Origin of the sequence: Bacillus sp. FF-1 (genome assembly GCF_028548245.1) — a bacterium.
GTDB classification, from domain to species: Bacteria; Bacillota; Bacilli; order Bacillales; family Bacillaceae_G; genus Bacillus_A; species Bacillus_A paranthracis.
Genome location: NZ_JAQQGG010000012.1, coordinates 65,145 through 83,097 on the forward strand (window position 1 = coordinate 65,145; position 17,953 = coordinate 83,097).

Sequence of the window (17,953 nt, forward strand, 5' to 3'; positions counted from 1 at the left end):
GTAACAATTATAGTTACAACATAAACATACGTCAAGTATAGCGCATTTTCCTGTTTAATTTTGTAAAAAAAGCGATAGAATCTCTATCGCTTTACTTGTTCAAATTACTATTTGTAAATTTAGATACGGAAGACATCGCCTCTCCTGTATCTAAATATGTGATTTGAATTGGATCTCCCACTTCTGTAAACATAGCATATGGGAACTTTTTCGCAGGTATCATAAACACTTTTTGTTCGTTCTCCAACAGTACATAAACAATTGTATTTTCACCTGATTTTTCTTTATATACACGTTGTACAACGCCTTCTTTTTGCGCCTCTTTTCCATTTGAAGTCGGTCTAAATGAATCTCCGCTTCCACTCAGCGCATTTTTATAATTCTCAAGCGCTTCTTTTTGCGTCGAACCTGTTGCAAATATTTTCGCATTAGAAGCATAGATAACCGTATGGGCACGCACTAACCCTCCATCATCAATAACAGGTACAATCCAAGAAGGTTTACCGTACACGTTATAAATAACCGGCATCGTTCCATGCCATTTCTCTCTCTTAAAGGAATTATCCACGACTTCCGAAGCAGCCGAACCATCCATAATTCCCTTTACTTCTTTTCCGTTATAGTAATACAACTTACCTGTACGCGCATCGATAAGTGAATAACCTAGTGCAGAATCTACTCCCTCTTTCGGAGAGGTGAAATCAGTAAAGTAATATAACGTTCCATCCTTACCGAAGATTGGTGTAACTCCTTCTTTCGTTCCCCACTCAGTCGGAATCTTCATGTCCGTTTGCGAGAATTTTGTATTCCAAAATCCGTGAATGTACTTACCGAAATACGTATTTAATGTAGATGCGGTCTCGTGATTTAATACGCCATCAACAAATTTAGGTGCCTTTCCTTTATCGTATCTTTTCACTTCACCTGTTTGTGCGTCTACTACTACAACGCCCTCTACCTCAAATCCAGATCTTCCTGAAATAAATTCACCGTACGTCATTGTATAATACGGTTTCCCTTTATCATCCACTTCAAATTTAGGTTTTCCTTTAAAGATTAAATTTGGTTCTGCTTTCCTTACCACACGCTCTAAATTATTTCCGAAAAACATGCTTGGCACGTATTTCATTTTATAACCAAGGTGCAGCTTTGCTTCTGCATCAGGATTCGTACCTGACATCGTGACGTACCCTGGAATTGTCTCAGCTTTACGTGCTTTAAAAAATCCTGAAACTTCAATCGGTGCTACATATAAAGCCTCGCCATTTACCATTTGTGGCGTTAATTCTCCTAGCTCAAAATAAGCTACTTTCGGAATATCCCCAAATACTTTTTTCATCTTATTCTCCGCTGTCTTTGGCGGCACTGTAAATGGCTGATCATTTTCAGTAAATGGCTCTGAAATATCTTTCTCTACCTTTACAACAGAATCATATTTCTTTTGCGAGATTACTATATCGTGCAAATAACCAAAGTAGCCGTAACTTGCAAGTAAAACAAACATTAGAAGTCCTTTTAACGTGCCTTCTAATTTACCTATTTGATCTTGGGAAAATAAAACAAGCCCAATTAAAATCGCTACTGCAACAGAATAATGAGTAAGAATTGAATCTGCTCGATCATCAATTAGCCAAAAATATTCATAGATTGCAATACCTATCCAAAATAAAACTGGAATAACTAAAATAGATGATTTCTTACCCTTTACAACCTTCTCATCCCCTTTCTTATCCACTGCTCGAAGTTTACTACCGCTTCTTCTTGTCCATGGAATCAAAAACAAAGTGAGAATAGCTAAAATTAAAAATTTCATCAAAGGCAATGTCCCCTTTTCTTTTGTCTTCCCCTTTAGTATAACAAATAAAGGTTATTCAGGTAAAAATGGGAATTGTTATATTTTTTTACTACTTAGTACAACTCCGCTCACTACATATAAGATAGATGCAATATAAAAAATCGTGCCGATCGTAAAGAAATCTACTAAATATCCTGTTGCAATAATTGCTACTGCTCCTCCAATCGATGTCCACACATGATATTTTCCAATCTCATAACCAGCATTTTCTTGTACAACTTTTCGTGCTAACGAAGTCTTCTCCGTATTACGCTGCACAGCCCCTAAAATACCCATTAAAATTTGAAGAATGTATACATGCCATACTTCTGTTGCAATAGGAAAACAAAGCATTAATATTGCCATAGACCAGGCGTATATAATTAGTAACTTTCTATCACCTACTCTATCAGATATTCTTCCAACTAACGGATATACTAGAGCTGAAGTTAAGGCAAATAAGCCATATGCCCAGCCAAACTGTGAGAAGCTATTTCCAACATTCCGAAGCAATAGAATGTAAAAAGGAAATACCATACTTCCTGCCATCATAATGATGCTTTGTGAAGCTACAAATCTTCTATATGTCATTTCGTATACTCCCTATAAAATAAATTCACAAATCTCTCTTTTGGATCCGCTTCTTTTTTCTTCTGAAGAAACTCTTCTATACGAGGATATGCTCTCTTTAACTGCTCTTTCGTTGGATAAGAATAATACGGTAAATAATAACTACCGTTATGCTTTAACGTAACATCAATCATCTTCTGAATAACATCCTCTGTTTTCTTTATCTCATTTTCAGAACGCCCTTGATTAATTAAAAGAACCAGTGCAAACATATCACCTTTCGCATAGGATAAAACTGCATTTTCATTCTTTTCCACGTAACGAATCGTAATATTGAGCAAATTAAACTCTTCTTCATTTAATACGTTACGTAAATCATCTATGTATTCCGTGAAAGAATCTATAGGTACAAAATATTCTTGTAACACCTCTGTCCTATTCGGATTTTCATATTCCATAAAGGCACTATCTGACCTCATAACATTATTTCGCGTCTCATACTTTCCATCTGTACGTTCGAAATAACTTCTTTGTATATCCCAAAACGTATTCTTTCCCCAATCACTATAGCGTGATAATCCAAGTAAAAATTTCGGCGCTGCTATAATAGTTTCTTCTTTTAGTTCACTATACTCTTCCCTCATATTTTGATTTTGTGCCAATGTATAATCTGTCACATACATTTCTCTTAAGAATGAATTTGGAGCAACAGAAATACGAGCTAAGTGCATACGAACATTAGCATCTTTTTTCACTTTTTCTTTGAAATAAGACGTGTATTCTTTATAATCTAGCATTTTCGTATGCGTTTCATATAATTCATCATTTGTTAACTTTAAAGTCACATCTAAAATGACACCAAATAACCCATAACCGCCAATGACGTAAGGAAATAAATCCGCATTCTCTTCTCTACTTACATTACGTACAGTGCCATCTGCCATTAGTAATCGAAATGATTCGACTGTATCAATCAATGCCTCATGACGAATATCACGACCATGTACATTTACACTTAATGAACCACCAACCGTAAAAATATTTTGAGATTGCATAACTTGAACTGCAAGACCATATGGATTTATTTTCTTCTGAATATCATTCCACGTGACACCACTTTGAACTGTAATGCGCTTCTTCTCTGGATCAAATTCTAATATTTTATTATACCCTTTCATATCAAGCATCGTACCATGTGGATAATACGTCTGCCCGCCCTGACTATGTTGCATACCAGCAATAGAAATCTTCTCTCCAGAAACATTCGCATCTTGCACTAATTTTATTAACGATTGCTCATCAGTAGCACTTTCAACACGTTTTATTTTTGTCGGAAGCAATTTACCTACATCACTCATAATAGGATGATCGAGTTGTTTTTTATATGTATGTACAGACGTTGCAAGCAACACTGTATATGCTACAATGACCACCGCTATCTTTCCTTTTTTCAAATGACACTCTCCTCTTCTACATCTTTTCCTCTTTATATTGTACCTATTTTCCTATGAAGAAAGAATACCAAAAAGAGGGACCTTATTTTAGGTCCCTCCTTATCAAAACTGTTACTTTGCTGCTGGCAATTGTATTGGGTCAAACTTTTCATACGACGTATATTTTGCGTTCGTAATAATGTGTGCTTTATCCTTGCCATTACTACTCATAATCATGTCTATCTTTGCTGATTCATATTTAAAATCTTTTGTAATGATATATTCTGCATCCACTTCTTCTATCTTCGCATTTTGTGCTTGTAACATTTTCTTCTGCGTTTCATCCATGCTAGTTAACATACTTTCTGTTTCTTGCCCTTTTAATGTAAATTTCAGTTTATATTTATCTCCGCTTTTCTCCAGCTTCATTTTATCTAAAACTACTTCCGGTACTTCTAATTTATCTATAATATCTTGAGTCGCTTTCATTCCACCAGCGTTTAATTGCTCCTCTGGTACGGTTATAACTTCTCCTGTATTAGGGTTTTTTACCTCACCAGCAACTTTACCATCCACAGTATACACTACAACATCTGTACCGGAAATATTCATTTCAGAACGAGAATTCTTTGTCTTTGGCTCTAATTGCATCTTAGCCTTTAATATATCCATCTCTGTTCCCTCAGCTTTTACCCCTACACCATATGTCATCGTTACATGTTCTTCATTTTTAAAAGCTTCATTCGTTTTCTTGAAAACATCTTTCGCCGTTAATTCCTTTTCTTTTTGAACGGATTCTTTTTTCGGCTCATCCGTCTTTGCTGTTTTCTCATTACTACATCCTACCCCTAGACTGATTGCAAGCACTAAACTTGAAATAAAAATAATTTTTTTCATAATTCCGCCCCCCTTTCCCAAAATAATATCATCTCTTTTCCTATGAAATCTATATAAATTTCAATCTATATTCGCTATATAGCGACATGTTTAATGAAGAGTTTAAATATGATGTAAATAACGACAACTCATTTCAGGAGGTCATTATGAAGGCGATCATTTGCACACAGTATGGACCACCTAACGTTCTTCAGCTTCAAAATATAGAGAAACCTATACCTAAAAAGAACGAAGTATTAGTCAAGATTCACGCAACGAGTGTAACGACTGGAGATTGTAGAATACGTGGGTTTAATAGCCCTCTCTTATTTTGGATTCCTATGCGAATCATATTAGGTTTTAGAAAACCGAGAAAGCCTATACTCGGTGTAGAGTTATCCGGCGAAATCGAAGAAATAGGAACAGATGTAACTCAATTTAAAAAAGGAGATCAAATTTTTGCATTAACAGAGCTTAATGTCGGTGGTTATGCAGAATATACATGTGTACATGAAAGTGGATTAGTAGCATTAAAACCTACCAATGTAACGTATGAGGAAGCAGCAGTTATTCCCTTTGGCGCAACTTCGGCACTACACTTCCTAAGAAAGGCCCGTATAAAAAGGGGGCAACAAGTACTAATATATGGCGCATCTGGATCAGTAGGAACAGCTGCCGTACAACTTGCTAAATATTTCGGCGCAACCGTTACAGCTGTTTGTAGTCATTCAAATTTTGAACTCGTGCAATCTTTAGGGGCTGACAAAGTAATCGATTATACGAAAGAAGATTTTACTAAGCAGGGGGAATACTATGATGTTATATTTGATACAGTTGGAAAATATAAAAAATCCCTTTGTAAACAATTATTAACACCTAATGGAATATATGTATCTGTTAATGGAATGATGGCAAAGGTAAGTAAAGAAGATATGTTTCTACTAAAAAAACTAACTGAAACAGAAAATTTAAAGCCTGTTATTGATAGAACTTACCGATTAGAAGAAATTGCTGAAGCTCATATATATGTAGAAAAAGGGCATAAAAAGGGGAACGTTTCGATTACCTTAAAATAAAATATATTCAGAAAATAACGTTGACAATTCTTTTTGCAAGATTTACTATTAGTACCATATTAAAAAAACTACATACACATACTCTTATCAAGAGTGGCGGAGGGACTGGCCCGATGATGCCCGGCAACCGAGCTTATAACGTATAAGCTAAGGTGCTAATTCCTGCAAAACGAGTTCTCGTTTTGGAAGATAAGAGAGGAATCTATTTTGTCTATTCGGCACCTCTCTTATTTTTGAGAGGTGCTTTTTATTTTGGAACGTATATTTAAGGGGGAATTATAGATGAAGAAAGTATTATTAAGCATTGTAAGTGGGGCTGTATTATTATTAAGCGCATGTAGCGGGAGTTCAGATAAAGAAGTAAAAGCGTTAGATGAGAAAAAGATTACTGTCGGTGTAACAGGAGGGCCACATGAACAAATTTTTGAAAAGGTAAAAGAAGTAGCAGCGAAAGACGGTCTCGAAATTGATATAAAAGTATTTAATGATTATGTAGCACCGAACGTATCCCTCGATGAAAAAAGCCTTGATGTAAATAGCTATCAAACAAAATCATATTTAGACGTATTTAAAGCTGAACGTAATATGAAATTAACTGAAGTATTTTCAACAGTAACATTCCCTATGGGCGTATATTCAAAAAGCTTAAAGGATGTAAAAGAATTAAAAGAGGGCGATGCAATTGCTGTACCAAATGATCCAACGAATGAACTTCGAGCTTTAAAACTATTTGAAAAAGCAGGGGTTTTAAAAGTGGATCCAAAAGCGACAGAAAAAGCGACTGCAAAAGATGTAATTGAAAATCCAAAAAATTTAAAGATCGTTGAATTAGAGGCATCTCAATTACCAACACAACTAAGTGAAGTGAAAGCAGCTGCCATTAATACAAACTTTGCATTAGGTGCAAAATTAAGCCCTGCGAAAGATTCTATCTTCCGCGAAGGAAAAGATTCACCATATGTAAACTGGGTCGTTGTTCGTACTGAAAATAAAGATGATGCTGTTGTAAATAAATTAAAGAAAGCTTATCAATCTAAAGAAGTAAAAGAATTTATCGATAAAAAATTTGATGGTTCTGTTTTACCGTCTTGGTAGGAGCTGACGATAATGATTGAATTAAAAAATGTATCCAAAGTATTTACAACAAAAAAGGGAAATGTGGAAGCTCTTAAGTCTACTTCTCTTCAAGTAAAAAAGGGCGAAGTATTTGGAATCATTGGATATAGTGGCGCTGGCAAAAGTACATTAATTCGCTGTGTAAATTTATTAGAAAAACCAACGACAGGAAATATCATTGTAAACGAGCAAGATTTAACAACACTGTCTACAAAAGAACTAGCAAAAGCGAGACAAAAAATCGGTATGATTTTTCAAGGATTCAATTTACTTAAAACTGTTACCGTTTATGAAAATATCGCATTACCGTTACGTCTTGCAGGCATTCCAAAAGTAGAAATTGAAAAAAGAGTAGAAAAGTATTTACGCATTGTCGATCTTTTTAATCGAAAGGATGCCTATCCAAGTGAACTTTCTGGTGGCCAGAAACAACGTGTAGCCATCGCGCGTGCACTATCACATGAACCTGAAGTGTTATTAAGCGACGAAGCAACGAGTGCTTTAGATCCAGAAACAACTGACTCTATTCTTGATTTATTATTAAAAATCAACGAAGAAATCGGAATTACGATTTTACTCATTACACATGAAATGAACGTTATCCAGCGTATATGCGACCGAGTTGCTGTTATGGAACATGGAGCAGTAGTTGAAAGCGGGACTGTGAAAGATATTTTTACAAACCCACAACATGTAACAACGAAGAAATTTGTAAATAGCGCATTTGCAGCGAAAATTCCAGAAGAGGTACAAAAAGAACTTCAAACTACTGGTGAAATTGTAACTCTTTCTTTTATAGGAAATTCTTCAGGAGAACCAGCATTAGCTGTCGCTACAAAACGATTCCAAGTATATCCGAATATTTTATCCGGTAATATTACACAGTTAAAACATGAGGCATACGGGAAACTTATCATCCATATGCAAGGGGAACAAAATGAAATCAACCGTGCTTTATCATTTTTACAAGAACAGGGAATCATTGTAGAAGGAGGTAGAACAGACCATGGAAAACAAGTCCTTTTTGGATGAATGGGGTAAAGTTATATGGGAGGCGACCATACAAACTTTTCAAATGACATCTATTTCATTACTCATCTCGATCCTTATTGCACTGCCACTTGGTGTCACACTTGTTTTAACGAGACCTGGTGGACAGCGAGAAAACAAAATCATTTATCCAATTCTTAATACAATTATTAATATCATTCGCTCTCTTCCATTTATCATTCTATTATTCTTCATTCTACCTTTCACAAAATTTCTAATGGGAACATCCATTGGTGTGCAAGGTGTTATCGTACCGCTTGTCGTCTTCACTGCTCCCTATATCGCAAGATTGATGGAGACCGCATTATTAGAAGTCGATCGTGGTGTGATTGAAGCTTACCAAGCGATGGGCGTTTCTACTATAAAAATTATTTGGCACGTCATGGTGAAAGAAGCTCGTCCCTCCCTTGTACTTGGATTAACAATTGCAACGATTGGCTTAATCGGCGCAACAGCAATGGCTGGTCTTGTAGGCGCTGGTGGGCTAGGGGATTTAGCATATCGATTCGGACATTTACGCTATGAACCTGAAGTAATGTATGCAACTGTCTTTATTTTAATTATCCTCGTTCAAGGATTACAGTCTTTAGGGAATGGTATTGCACGAAGATTGAAAAAAGATTAAAAAAGAAGGTATCTCACCAGGGTGAGATACCTTCTTTTTACCTTTTGAATCCACCTTCTGAATGAATAACTTGTCCAGTAATCCATTCCGCTTCTTCACTTACTAAAAACTTAATAAGTCTTGCTGCATCCTTTGGTTCACCAATTCTACCAAATGGAAACATCGGTTTTAATCCTTGCTTTATCTCTTCAGTCATCCAGCCTGTATCAGTTGGACCTGGGTTAATTGCATTCACTGTTATTCCTAAATGAGCTACCTCGGCTGACAACGAACTAGTAAGAGCATCAATAGCTCCCTTCGTTGTTGCATACGCCAGTTCTCCAACCATAGGTCCTTGAAATTGCCCCGAAGTCATATTTACAATTCTACCACCAGATTTCTTATCAAATCCTCGGGCAAATTGACTACTTAGCAATGTAGTCGCACGAACATTGACCATGTAGTGCTTATCTAATTCTTCAGCAGTCAAATTAGAGAAGTCATTATTCGTAGAATACGCTGCATTATTAATTAATATATGAGGGTAGCCTAGTTGTTCAGTAACTTTATTTATAAGCTCTTTCGGTGCATCATTCTGAGTTAAATCTAACTCCATACTCAATGCTTTCACACCGTTTTTTAGTAACTCTTCTTTTAATTGTATTTGTTCACTTTGATCAACGCCCCAAGGCATCTCTTTATCATACTCTGTCCAATACGTAAAAAATATATCGTATCCTGCTTCAGCTAATTCTTTACAAATCGCTGCGCCTATACCATCTAGACGACTTACGCCTGTAACAACTACTACTTTATGTTTTAATTGATTCATCATATACTCCTCCAATTTAAAGGACGCATACTTTATATAAGAGATATGAATTTCCCTACACATTATCCTTACAAAAGGGATGTACAGGCCGAATATGCAGTCCTTGCATGATTTACAGATAGCTAAATAAACCCTCACTTACGAGAGAAAAATTTATCTATCTAGTTTCGAATCATTACAAGCTCATCCACATATTGAGTCCTTGTCTCCTTTCCATATACCTCTATTTCTATCTTAACAATATGATGTAATATTTTAAATGATAAAAAATAAAAACCAATATTCCATTCCAAACTTCTATCAAATTTATTATATTATAATATTTAAATAATGGAAATAATCAGAAAAAACACTGGTAAATATTGACTAGCCTTCTTATAATAAAATGTGGGGCTAATGTGAGAGTTTAGTTTTAAACAAATAGGGGGAAGAAACATGTCCAAAAAATTACTTTCTTTATTTTCTGCAGTAATCGTAGCAGCTTTTGTAATAACCGGCTGTGGTCAAAGCGATACGACAAATAAAGAACAAAAAGAAAATGCAACAAAAGAAAGCAAAACGGAAAAAACGGATACGACGAAAGAAAATAAACCTGAAGATAAAAAATCCGAAAACAAGAAAACTGAAGATAAAAAGACGGAAAATACCGCTACTAGCTCCAGCGATTATTCTAAACTTATTTCCTACATGGAAAAAGAAACAGGTGGTAAAACAAAAGTTCTTTTTGAAAATAAGGAACCACAAGTTTATAAAGCTGAAGATGTTTCAGTATCGATGAACAGCTATACATTAGTTGAATTAAATGGATTCCATACGGACTTTAACATTCCATTTAACCGTCAAACAGAGGGCGGAGTTATTCTTGTGAACTATAGCGTAAAAAATAGTTCAGCTAAAGATATTTATTATATGCCAGCATTGGACATGTCATTTACTGGTGCGCAGAAAGTATATAGTAACTATAAAGACTTAATTCCAAAAGAAGATCAGCTGCCAACTAAGCTTGCTCCAACGAATGATTACTTAGTAAAAGCAGGAGAAACCATTTCTGGTTATATCGCGTATCCATTCGGAAAAGATGATCTAGAAAAAATTTCAAGTCTCTCAACAGTCTCAGTCACAGTCCCAACTGCACAAGCTAATAAAGGAAAATTCGATGCTCCAATCGGAAGCCCTGGAAGCTTTTCATTAAGTTTAAATAAACAAGGTGCTGAAAAGGTTGCAACAGATAAAACTTTCTACCAAGATAAAGCTACAGCTAATAACATGGGCGATAAAAAAATGTTAAAAGAGAAATCAAGTATTAATAACAGCCAAGAATTAGGTGCTGTTCATGTTACATTAGACGGATACCAATTTACTCAATTCACACCAAATTCCGTCGAAGCACCACGCTTTGCAAATTTCAAAAATGGTATTGTTCTATTAACAGTGAAATTCAAGCTTGATAACAAAGATACTCAAGACGTTTCATTATCTCCTATAAGCTCTACATTAAGAGTGAATGATGGTACACAATATACAATTAATGAAGGTATGCTACTAAATTACGACTATAACGCTGCAGTCAAAACAGGAACATCTGGAGAGTTACTGCAAGTATTTATTTTAGATCAAGAGCAGTATGAAAAGATTTGGAAAGACAAAAGCTTTGAGATTGAGTTAGGACCTATGAGAAATAAAGAAGCTAAAGATATTTCACAAGGTAAAAAAGCTAAATTTACATTACCTAAATAAATTACTAAATATATAATAAAGAAGGCATATAACATATGATTGTTATATGCCTTCTTTATTTTCATAAAAAAACACTACTTTTGTTCACACTTTATCCATTGTGAACTTTTTCACAATAGATATATAATAAACTTGTAAATACAATATTGGAGGGATTTCAATGGTTATCAATTTTTTAAGAACTGATAAACGTGCTACTTTCATATTATTATTTTTACGACTTTACATAGGATATACATGGCTCGCTGCTGGAATCGGCAAAGTCTTTGGACAATCTTTTGACGCAAGTGGTTTTCTAAAGGGCGCTATTGCTCAAGCATCAGGTGACCACCCTGCCGTACAAAGTTGGTGGGCAGATTTCCTTCAATACTTTGTTCTTCCAAACGCAGACCTATTTAGCTTTTTAGTTCAATGGGGAGAAATTTTAGTAGGTCTAGGTTTAATTTTAGGCGGATTAACAAAAACAGCTGCATTTTTCGGAATCATAATGAATCTTTCATTTTTATTAAGCGGAACTGTTAGTGTAAATCCAAACCTGCTTATTTTGACTATGTTCATTTTAGTTGCAGGACAGAATGCTGGACGCATTGGATTAGATGGCTATGTTTTCCCAAAACTTTTCCGTAAAAACAACCACGGAACATATAAATTAAGTAAAACTGCGTAGTAACGGTTTACTCTTAAAATATAAATAAGAAAAAGAGCCTGCGTATAGGCTCTTTTTTATTTACTCCAAATTTAAACTCTTAACGAGCCACGAAAACCTCTGGCAGCATAATAAGAGTCTGCTCCATTGTGGTACACGAAAACATGTCCGAAGCGATAATCGCAAAATAGCGCACCACCGAGTTCTCGAATATCTGAAGGTGTTTGTACCCAGCTTGATGATTTCATATCAAAATCTCCAAGTTGTTGTAACTCTCGATATTGTTCTTCAGTTAATAGTTCAATACCCATAGCGGCTGCCACATCAATAGCGTTATTTTCTGGTTTATGCTTCTTTCTTGATTCTAACGCTTCAAGATCATAACAAAGGCTTCTACGACCTTTAGGACTCTCCTTTGAACAATCATAGAAAGTATACTCGTCCTTCTCTTTGTCATATCCAACAACATCCGGCTCACCGCCTGTTACTTCCATTTCATTAAGTGACCATAATTTTTCAGCATTAGCTTCTATCTTCGCTTCAACTTTAGCCCATTCAAGACCTTCATGGCGGTTCATGTTTTTCTCAAAACGAGCTTGTAATACTTTTATTAGTTCTTCACGTTGTTCTACAGATAACTCATTTTTATTCGCTGTCATATTCGTCCTCCGAATTACGTTTCTTTATACTCACTTAAATCTCTTCAATAATAGTTTAGTTTACAACAAATTATATAATTTGTTGAATCTCTTTTTCAACAATCTGACCCGATTACCCAACGGAAAATCCCTGCGCGGATATCTATTATATAGTTCTAAAATCTTTCATACTTTCCCCAAGTATATAGTGTGAAAACCACATCAAGTTCTGCTTCATAATAGCTACATGAATTCCTGGCTGATCAGAACTATATGCCATTTCTTTAAATATAATTAGTTCTGTATCAACTTCCATATCTCTTAATCCTTCATATAACTCATATGCATTTGTAACTGGAATTCTTGCATCCTTTTCGCCATGTTGGATTAAGGTAGGTGTACAAGCTAATTTAATATACGTCATTGGTGATGTTTTCGTATATATATCTGGATCATTCCATGGAGTATTTCCTAAATGCATCCTAATGAAGTAAGGGATATCTGTATTTACGTAATGAGTACTCCAGTTCGTAATTCCGCCCCCAACTGAAATTGCCTTAAATCTGCTACTAAATGTAGCACAGAAAGCTGATATATATCCTCCGTTACTCCATCCCATAACTCCTACTCTATCTTTATCTACAATCCCTTTTTCAACTAGTTCATCCACTCCAGATATAACATCATCGTAATCAGCAAGTCCTTGTTTTCTGTAGTTCGCTTTTAAAAATTCATTGCCATAACCAGAACTTCCTCTATAGTTTGGCTCTAAAACGATAAAGCCTTTTTCAACAAACTGTTCAATCGGATATTTCTCATTGAAGCAGTCTGAAAATATCGGAAAAGATGCCCAAGCCGGACCTCCGTGAATTACTACTAATAAAGGATATTTTTTATTTGAGTCAAACTCTACTGGTCTTGATAAAACACCCTCTATTTTAAGACCATCACTACTTTGCCATGAGATAATTTCCCTGTTGCTTTTAAGCTTCCCTTCGAAAAAGCTATTTTCATTCGTTATTTTTTTATCGTCCAAATAGATTTCAAAGGTCTCATTTGTTATAGCTTTACTATAGGTTATATGATTTCCATCCTTTGTTATAGAAGCATCCATTATAAAACCATCTACGTTGTCACTTAATACTTCCATAGTGCCATCTTCAGCTAGTAATCCAATACGATAATTCGTTTTATCCTGCCATCTAATTAAAATCCCTTTAGCTGTCCACTGTAATGGCATAACCGTACTATCAAAGTTTGTTAAGGGCTGAAGTACCTCTCCAGTATTCATATCATATATCTCTAATGTACTCTCTTGTATATGGCTTCTATAATACTCCTTCTCTCTTATGCTTGCTGAGTAACATATTTTGTTGCCCTCAGGAGAAAAGCAAACGCTCCCGCCCAACAACCTATCTACATTCATCTTTTGTAGTTCCTCAGCTTCAACATCTAATATGTATAGATCACCATTCATATAATCGTTTAGGCTTGGTGTAGCCATACATACAACTTTTTTCCCATCATTTGAAATATCAAAGTCATGGATATAAAAATCCTTACCATCAGTTAATTGATAAACACCGTTAATCTCTCGTTCCTCTTTATCATTTTGTATCACTTTTTCTATTTCAACGTAGCATAAACAATTATTTTGATGTTCCTTACCTACATGTTGAAAATCTCCATATAGCTCCTTACGTTTCTTTATTTCCTCACATTCTTTTGACTGTGTAATATAATAAAAACCTTTACCGGTAGGATTCCATTTGAATATACTGATTCCTTCTTCCTCATTAGTAATTTGCACCCCACCATAACCATCTAATGACTTAACGAAGATTTGATTTTTCCCATTACCAACAGGGCTAAGGTATGCAATATCCCTAGAATTTGGAGACCATAACGGGCATGTACTATCTATATCCCCATTTGTTAATGGATAACTCTGCCCTTTACCTTTTTCATATATCCATGCATGATTTCTATATGTATTGTCTTTCCAGTTAGCTGTCCTCTTAACAAATGCTACATTTTTGCCATCATCGCTTATATTGGTACTTGATAAGGTTGGTAATGAAATAATCTCTTCTATACTTAAATATGTTTTTTCACTCACTTTCATCAATATGCCCCCTTGTAATGTCCATAAATCTCTCGTCTTTTTTTGTCGTAATAAAGGAAATTGTTCACGAATACTTAAAATAGTAACGGAAAATTCAGATAAATAAAAGTGAATCCGATAAAGTAAAACTTTAATCTATAGAGTTCTATCCACTCAAATTAAAGATTATGTGGTTTTCATCTAAATGGGAAAAATAAACGCATTTTGATTCATACATTCGTTTAAAGTGAACTTCCATCAGTAAGAGTCTTATAGCCTACGAATTGTGGAATGAAAAATGGACTAAGAATTTAATCTTAGTCCATTTTTTATTTTATATCCATTTTGTATGGAATGTACCTTCTTTATCTACTCGTTTATACGTATGCGCTCCAAAATAATCGCGCTGCGCTTGCAACAAGTTTGCAGGTAGTTTGGCAGTACGATAGCTGTCATAATAAGAAATTGCTGCTGAAAATGCAGGTATCGGAATGCCCTGTTGTACCGCCATTGAGATAATTTGGCGTAATCCACCTTGATATGACTCTACAATTTCTTTAAAGTATGGATCAAGTAAAAGGTTCGGTAGGTCAGTGTTAGTCTCATAAGCCTCTTTAATGTTCTGTAAAAAGGCAGCACGGATAATACATCCGCCTCTCCAAAGCATAGAAATGCTGCCAAAATCAAGGTTCCAATCATATTCCTCAGAAGCTGCCTTCAATTGCGTGAATCCTTGTGCATAAGAACAAATTTTACTCATATATAAAGCTTGGCGCACCGCTTCAATTAATTCGGCTTTTTCAACTCCAATTGCCGTTTTATCTTTAGGTCCAGATAAAACTTTGCTTGCGTTCACACGCTCTTCTTTTAAAGCAGAAATGCAACGTGCAAATACAGATTCCGTGATAATAGGCAGAGAGATACCTAAATCAAGTGCGCTTTGACTTGTCCATTTCCCTGTACCCTTTTGTCCTGCAGTATCAAGAATAACATCCACCAATGGCTTACCAGTTTCTTCATCTTTCTTCTTGAAAATATCGGCTGTAATCTCAATTAGATAGCTGTTCAGTTCACCTTTATTCCATTCAGCAAATATTTCATGGAACTCTTCTGCAGTCAAATCTAGTGTTTGTTTCAAGAAGAAATATGCTTCACAAATTAATTGCATATCTCCATACTCAATACCATTATGAACCATCTTTACATAGTGTCCTGCCCCATTAGGTCCGATATAAGAACAGCAAGGCTCGTTATTCACTTTTGCAGAGATGTTTTCAAGCATATCCTTTACTTTTTCGTATGCATCCTTCTGTCCACCTGGCATAATAGATGGTCCCTTCAATGCACCCTCTTCGCCGCCTGACACACCTGCCCCGATGAAATTGATTCCTTCTTCGGCAAGACGTTTGTTTCGGCGAATTGTATCGACAAAGTATGTATTACCACCGTCAATTAAAATATCGCCTTTATCGAGGTGAGGGACTAGAGAATCAATCGCTTTATCTGTAATTTCCCCCGCATTAACCATTAATAAAATCTTTCTAGGTGATTCGAGTGAGTTAACAAACTCTTCAACTATATGAGTACCAACTAAGTTTTTACCACGGTTTTCCTCAATGGTTTCATCAACTTTTTCCTTTGAAATATCATATAGGGCAACAGAATACCCTTTACTCTCAAAGTTAAGTGCGAGGCTTTTTCCCATAACGCCCACACCAACAACTCCAATTTGTAACTTTTCCATATTCTATCGTTCCTTTCCATGTATGTTACTCTGTATTATAGTATATATACCTAAAATAACATTTTAATCAAATAATCCAACTTTTTCATTTCAATAGGCTCTGCCAGTATTCGTGCAAAAGGTTAAAGGGACACGGCACATCACTATCAAGTTAAAAAATAAAGAGAAATTTTCATCCTTATTAATCAATCATGAAAAATAACTGGTTAATTATGAAAAATCACATTAAACAGCTTCCGTATCCCTTTTACTGTTTAGAAAGATCTATACAAATAAACTTAATAATAAAGTAAACCCTAATCCGGCTACAGAAACGATAGTCTCAAGTAAAGTCCATGTTGCAAATGTTTCTTTCATGCTTAAACCAAAGTACTCTTTGAACATCCAGAAACCAGCATCGTTCACGTGTGAAGCAATTAAACTACCAGCCCCTGTTGCAAGGACAACTAAAGCAAGGTTAACATCAGATTGGCCTAACATCGGAATCACTAAACCGACAGTTGTTAATGCAGCAACCGTAGCAGACCCCAATGAAATACGTAAGATGGCAGCGATAATCCATGCGAGCAAGATCGGTGATAATGAAGTTCCTTTGAATAATTCGGCTACATAGTTACCAACGCCGCCATCAATTAATACTTGTTTGAAAGCGCCGCCTCCACCAATAATTAAGAGCATCATCCCAATATTCGAGATCGCTGTTGTACAAGATTCCATCACGTTTTTGATTGGAATATTTCTTGCCAATCCCATTGTATAGATCGCAACTAGTAAGGATATCAACATGGCAGTATCTGCATTCCCAATAAACTCGATCGTTGCTAGTAAACTATTATCTTTGAATCCCATTGTTTTTTGCAACAAAGTAATAATTGTAGCGACTGCCATTAAAAGAACAGGCAGTAAAGCGGTAAAAACACTGATTCCAAAACCAGGAGTTTCTTCAAGTTTAAATACTTTCTGATCACCTAATGATTGTATATTACCGGTTTTTGTGAACGCCTCAGGTACTAGTTTTTTTGCAAGTTTAGTAAATACAGGTCCAGCTAACACAACCGTTGGAACCGCTATCATAAAACCATAAAGTAATACTTCACCGATGTTTGCATGCAATTCACCAGCGATAGCAGTTGGTCCTGGGTGTGGTGGTAAAAATCCGTGTGTTACAGATAAAGCAGCTGCCATCGAAATACCGAGATATAAGATAGAAACTTTTAATTCTCTTGAAATTGCAAATACAATCGGAATTAATAATACTAATCCTACTTCAAAAAATAATGCAATCCCGATAATAAATGAGGCAGTCACAACAGCCCATTGAATGTTCTTTTCACCAAATTTTTTCACAAGGGTCATGGCAATGCGTTGTGCACCCCCAGAATCTGAAAGCAACTTACCTAACATCGCACCAAGTCCAAAAACGAGTGCTAAGTGCCCAAGTGTTCCGCCTAATCCCGCTTCAATGGTTTTAAAAATCTTTTCTGGTGGCATTCCAAGTGCTAAAGCAACCCCGACTGATACAATGATTAATGAAATAAAGGTGTTTAATTTAAAGCGCATAATCAGTAAAAGTAATGCTAAAATCCCAATTGCTACAATGACTAATGGCATCGTAGTTCCCCCCTAATCTTAGCTGTATTTGTATTTATCCCGCTATTCGTGGGCAGTAAGGCCCCCCCACCTCGTGTTTTAG

Annotated in this window: 15 protein-coding genes and 1 riboswitch; of the genes, 6 read left to right on the forward strand and 9 right to left on the reverse strand. The window is 35.6% G+C overall.

Annotated features, from left to right (window positions below; genetic code table 11):
* Positions 1–91 precede the first annotated feature (91 nt).
* The 4 genes from PQF83_RS26490 to PQF83_RS26505 all read right to left on the reverse strand — a co-directional run bounded on the left by PQF83_RS26490 (position 92) and on the right by PQF83_RS26505 (position 4,734).
* Positions 92–1,813: a DUF3981 domain-containing protein gene (locus PQF83_RS26490; RefSeq protein WP_000670259.1), complete on the reverse strand. Its 1,722-nt coding sequence runs from the start codon at positions 1,811–1,813 to the stop codon at positions 92–94.
* Between the two features lie 78 nt (positions 1,814–1,891).
* Positions 1,892–2,425, reverse strand: a complete 534-nt coding sequence (locus tag PQF83_RS26495) for an MFS transporter (protein ID WP_000222369.1) — start codon at positions 2,423–2,425, stop codon at positions 1,892–1,894.
* Complete coding sequence (locus tag PQF83_RS26500; protein ID WP_000715451.1) at positions 2,422–3,858, reverse strand: FAD-binding oxidoreductase; 1,437 nt, start codon at positions 3,856–3,858, stop codon at positions 2,422–2,424. The genes PQF83_RS26495 and PQF83_RS26500 overlap by 4 nt, the downstream gene beginning before the upstream one ends.
* 111 nt (positions 3,859–3,969) lie before the next feature.
* Positions 3,970–4,734: a DUF6612 family protein gene (locus PQF83_RS26505; protein ID WP_000720045.1), complete on the reverse strand. Its 765-nt coding sequence runs from the start codon at positions 4,732–4,734 to the stop codon at positions 3,970–3,972.
* Between the two features lie 146 nt (positions 4,735–4,880).
* On the opposite strand from PQF83_RS26505, the gene PQF83_RS26510 reads away from it, so the two are divergent.
* The 4 genes from PQF83_RS26510 to PQF83_RS26525 all read left to right on the forward strand — a co-directional run bounded on the left by PQF83_RS26510 (position 4,881) and on the right by PQF83_RS26525 (position 8,580).
* The gene (locus PQF83_RS26510; protein ID WP_000643890.1) at positions 4,881–5,789 is read left to right on the forward strand and encodes an NAD(P)-dependent alcohol dehydrogenase; all 909 of its coding nucleotides are present in this window, start codon (positions 4,881–4,883) and stop codon (positions 5,787–5,789) included.
* An 81-nt stretch (positions 5,790–5,870) separates the two neighbouring features.
* Positions 5,871–5,985: riboswitch (SAM riboswitch) on the forward strand.
* A gap of 86 nt (positions 5,986–6,071) precedes the next feature.
* Positions 6,072–6,884 carry a MetQ/NlpA family ABC transporter substrate-binding protein gene (locus PQF83_RS26515; RefSeq protein WP_000757003.1) on the forward strand — a complete coding sequence of 271 codons (813 nt, stop codon included), beginning with the start codon at positions 6,072–6,074 and terminating at the stop codon, positions 6,882–6,884.
* Positions 6,885–6,896: 12 nt separating this feature from the next.
* A complete protein-coding gene (locus tag PQF83_RS26520; protein WP_000571351.1) occupies positions 6,897–7,937 on the forward strand; it encodes a methionine ABC transporter ATP-binding protein in 1,041 nt (346 codons plus the stop codon).
* Complete coding sequence (locus PQF83_RS26525) at positions 7,912–8,580, forward strand: methionine ABC transporter permease (protein ID WP_000428874.1); 669 nt, start codon at positions 7,912–7,914, stop codon at positions 8,578–8,580. The genes PQF83_RS26520 and PQF83_RS26525 overlap by 26 nt, the downstream gene beginning before the upstream one ends.
* 37 nt (positions 8,581–8,617) lie before the next feature.
* Here PQF83_RS26525 and PQF83_RS26530 read toward each other — a convergent pair whose 3' ends face one another.
* The gene (locus tag PQF83_RS26530; RefSeq protein ID WP_002163775.1) at positions 8,618–9,394 is read right to left on the reverse strand and encodes an SDR family oxidoreductase; all 777 of its coding nucleotides are present in this window, start codon (positions 9,392–9,394) and stop codon (positions 8,618–8,620) included.
* Positions 9,395–9,826: 432 nt separating this feature from the next.
* Between PQF83_RS26530 and PQF83_RS26535 the strand changes: the two genes are divergently transcribed.
* Entirely contained in the window at positions 9,827–11,128 is a 1,302-nt protein-coding gene (locus PQF83_RS26535; protein WP_000038600.1) for a DUF5068 domain-containing protein, read from the forward strand.
* Positions 11,129–11,288: 160 nt separating this feature from the next.
* On the forward strand, positions 11,289–11,795 hold the full coding sequence (locus PQF83_RS26540) for a DoxX family membrane protein (protein WP_000236351.1): 507 nt from the start codon (positions 11,289–11,291) through the stop codon (positions 11,793–11,795).
* Between the two features lie 71 nt (positions 11,796–11,866).
* Here PQF83_RS26540 and PQF83_RS26545 read toward each other — a convergent pair whose 3' ends face one another.
* The 4 genes from PQF83_RS26545 to gntP all read right to left on the reverse strand — a co-directional run bounded on the left by PQF83_RS26545 (position 11,867) and on the right by gntP (position 17,871).
* The gene (locus PQF83_RS26545) at positions 11,867–12,433 is read right to left on the reverse strand and encodes a DUF4256 domain-containing protein (protein WP_000126341.1); all 567 of its coding nucleotides are present in this window, start codon (positions 12,431–12,433) and stop codon (positions 11,867–11,869) included.
* Positions 12,434–12,578: 145 nt separating this feature from the next.
* On the reverse strand, positions 12,579–14,537 hold the full coding sequence (locus PQF83_RS26550; RefSeq protein WP_000868457.1) for a S9 family peptidase: 1,959 nt from the start codon (positions 14,535–14,537) through the stop codon (positions 12,579–12,581).
* Positions 14,538–14,850: 313 nt separating this feature from the next.
* A complete protein-coding gene (gndA, locus tag PQF83_RS26555) occupies positions 14,851–16,260 on the reverse strand; it encodes an NADP-dependent phosphogluconate dehydrogenase (protein WP_000413557.1) in 1,410 nt (469 codons plus the stop codon).
* A 264-nt stretch (positions 16,261–16,524) separates the two neighbouring features.
* Positions 16,525–17,871, reverse strand: coding sequence for a gluconate permease GntP (gene gntP / locus PQF83_RS26560; protein ID WP_001131721.1), 1,347 nt, complete (start codon positions 17,869–17,871; stop codon positions 16,525–16,527).
* Positions 17,872–17,953: the final 82 nt, after the last annotated feature.

What these genes read in the sequence shown, in the direction of transcription:
- PQF83_RS26490 (WP_000670259.1), bottom strand. Translation starts at nt 1,813, where the DNA reads ATGAAATTTTTAATTTTAGCTATTCTCACTTTGTTTTTGATTCCATGG.
- PQF83_RS26495 (WP_000222369.1), bottom strand. Translation starts at nt 2,425, where the DNA reads ATGACATATAGAAGATTTGTAGCTTCACAAAGCATCATTATGATGGCA.
- PQF83_RS26505 (WP_000720045.1), bottom strand. Translation starts at nt 4,734, where the DNA reads ATGAAAAAAATTATTTTTATTTCAAGTTTAGTGCTTGCAATCAGTCTA.
- PQF83_RS26510 (WP_000643890.1), top strand. Translation starts at nt 4,881, where the DNA reads ATGAAGGCGATCATTTGCACACAGTATGGACCACCTAACGTTCTTCAG.
- PQF83_RS26515 (WP_000757003.1), top strand. Translation starts at nt 6,072, where the DNA reads ATGAAGAAAGTATTATTAAGCATTGTAAGTGGGGCTGTATTATTATTA.
- PQF83_RS26520 (WP_000571351.1), top strand. Translation starts at nt 6,897, where the DNA reads ATGATTGAATTAAAAAATGTATCCAAAGTATTTACAACAAAAAAGGGA.
- PQF83_RS26525 (WP_000428874.1), top strand. Translation starts at nt 7,912, where the DNA reads ATGGAAAACAAGTCCTTTTTGGATGAATGGGGTAAAGTTATATGGGAG.
- PQF83_RS26530 (WP_002163775.1), bottom strand. Translation starts at nt 9,394, where the DNA reads ATGATGAATCAATTAAAACATAAAGTAGTAGTTGTTACAGGCGTAAGT.
- PQF83_RS26535 (WP_000038600.1), top strand. Translation starts at nt 9,827, where the DNA reads ATGTCCAAAAAATTACTTTCTTTATTTTCTGCAGTAATCGTAGCAGCT.
- PQF83_RS26540 (WP_000236351.1), top strand. Translation starts at nt 11,289, where the DNA reads ATGGTTATCAATTTTTTAAGAACTGATAAACGTGCTACTTTCATATTA.
- PQF83_RS26545 (WP_000126341.1), bottom strand. Translation starts at nt 12,433, where the DNA reads ATGACAGCGAATAAAAATGAGTTATCTGTAGAACAACGTGAAGAACTA.
- PQF83_RS26550 (WP_000868457.1), bottom strand. Translation starts at nt 14,537, where the DNA reads ATGAAAGTGAGTGAAAAAACATATTTAAGTATAGAAGAGATTATTTCA.
- gndA (WP_000413557.1), bottom strand. Translation starts at nt 16,260, where the DNA reads ATGGAAAAGTTACAAATTGGAGTTGTTGGTGTGGGCGTTATGGGAAAA.
- gntP (WP_001131721.1), bottom strand. Translation starts at nt 17,871, where the DNA reads ATGCCATTAGTCATTGTAGCAATTGGGATTTTAGCATTACTTTTACTG.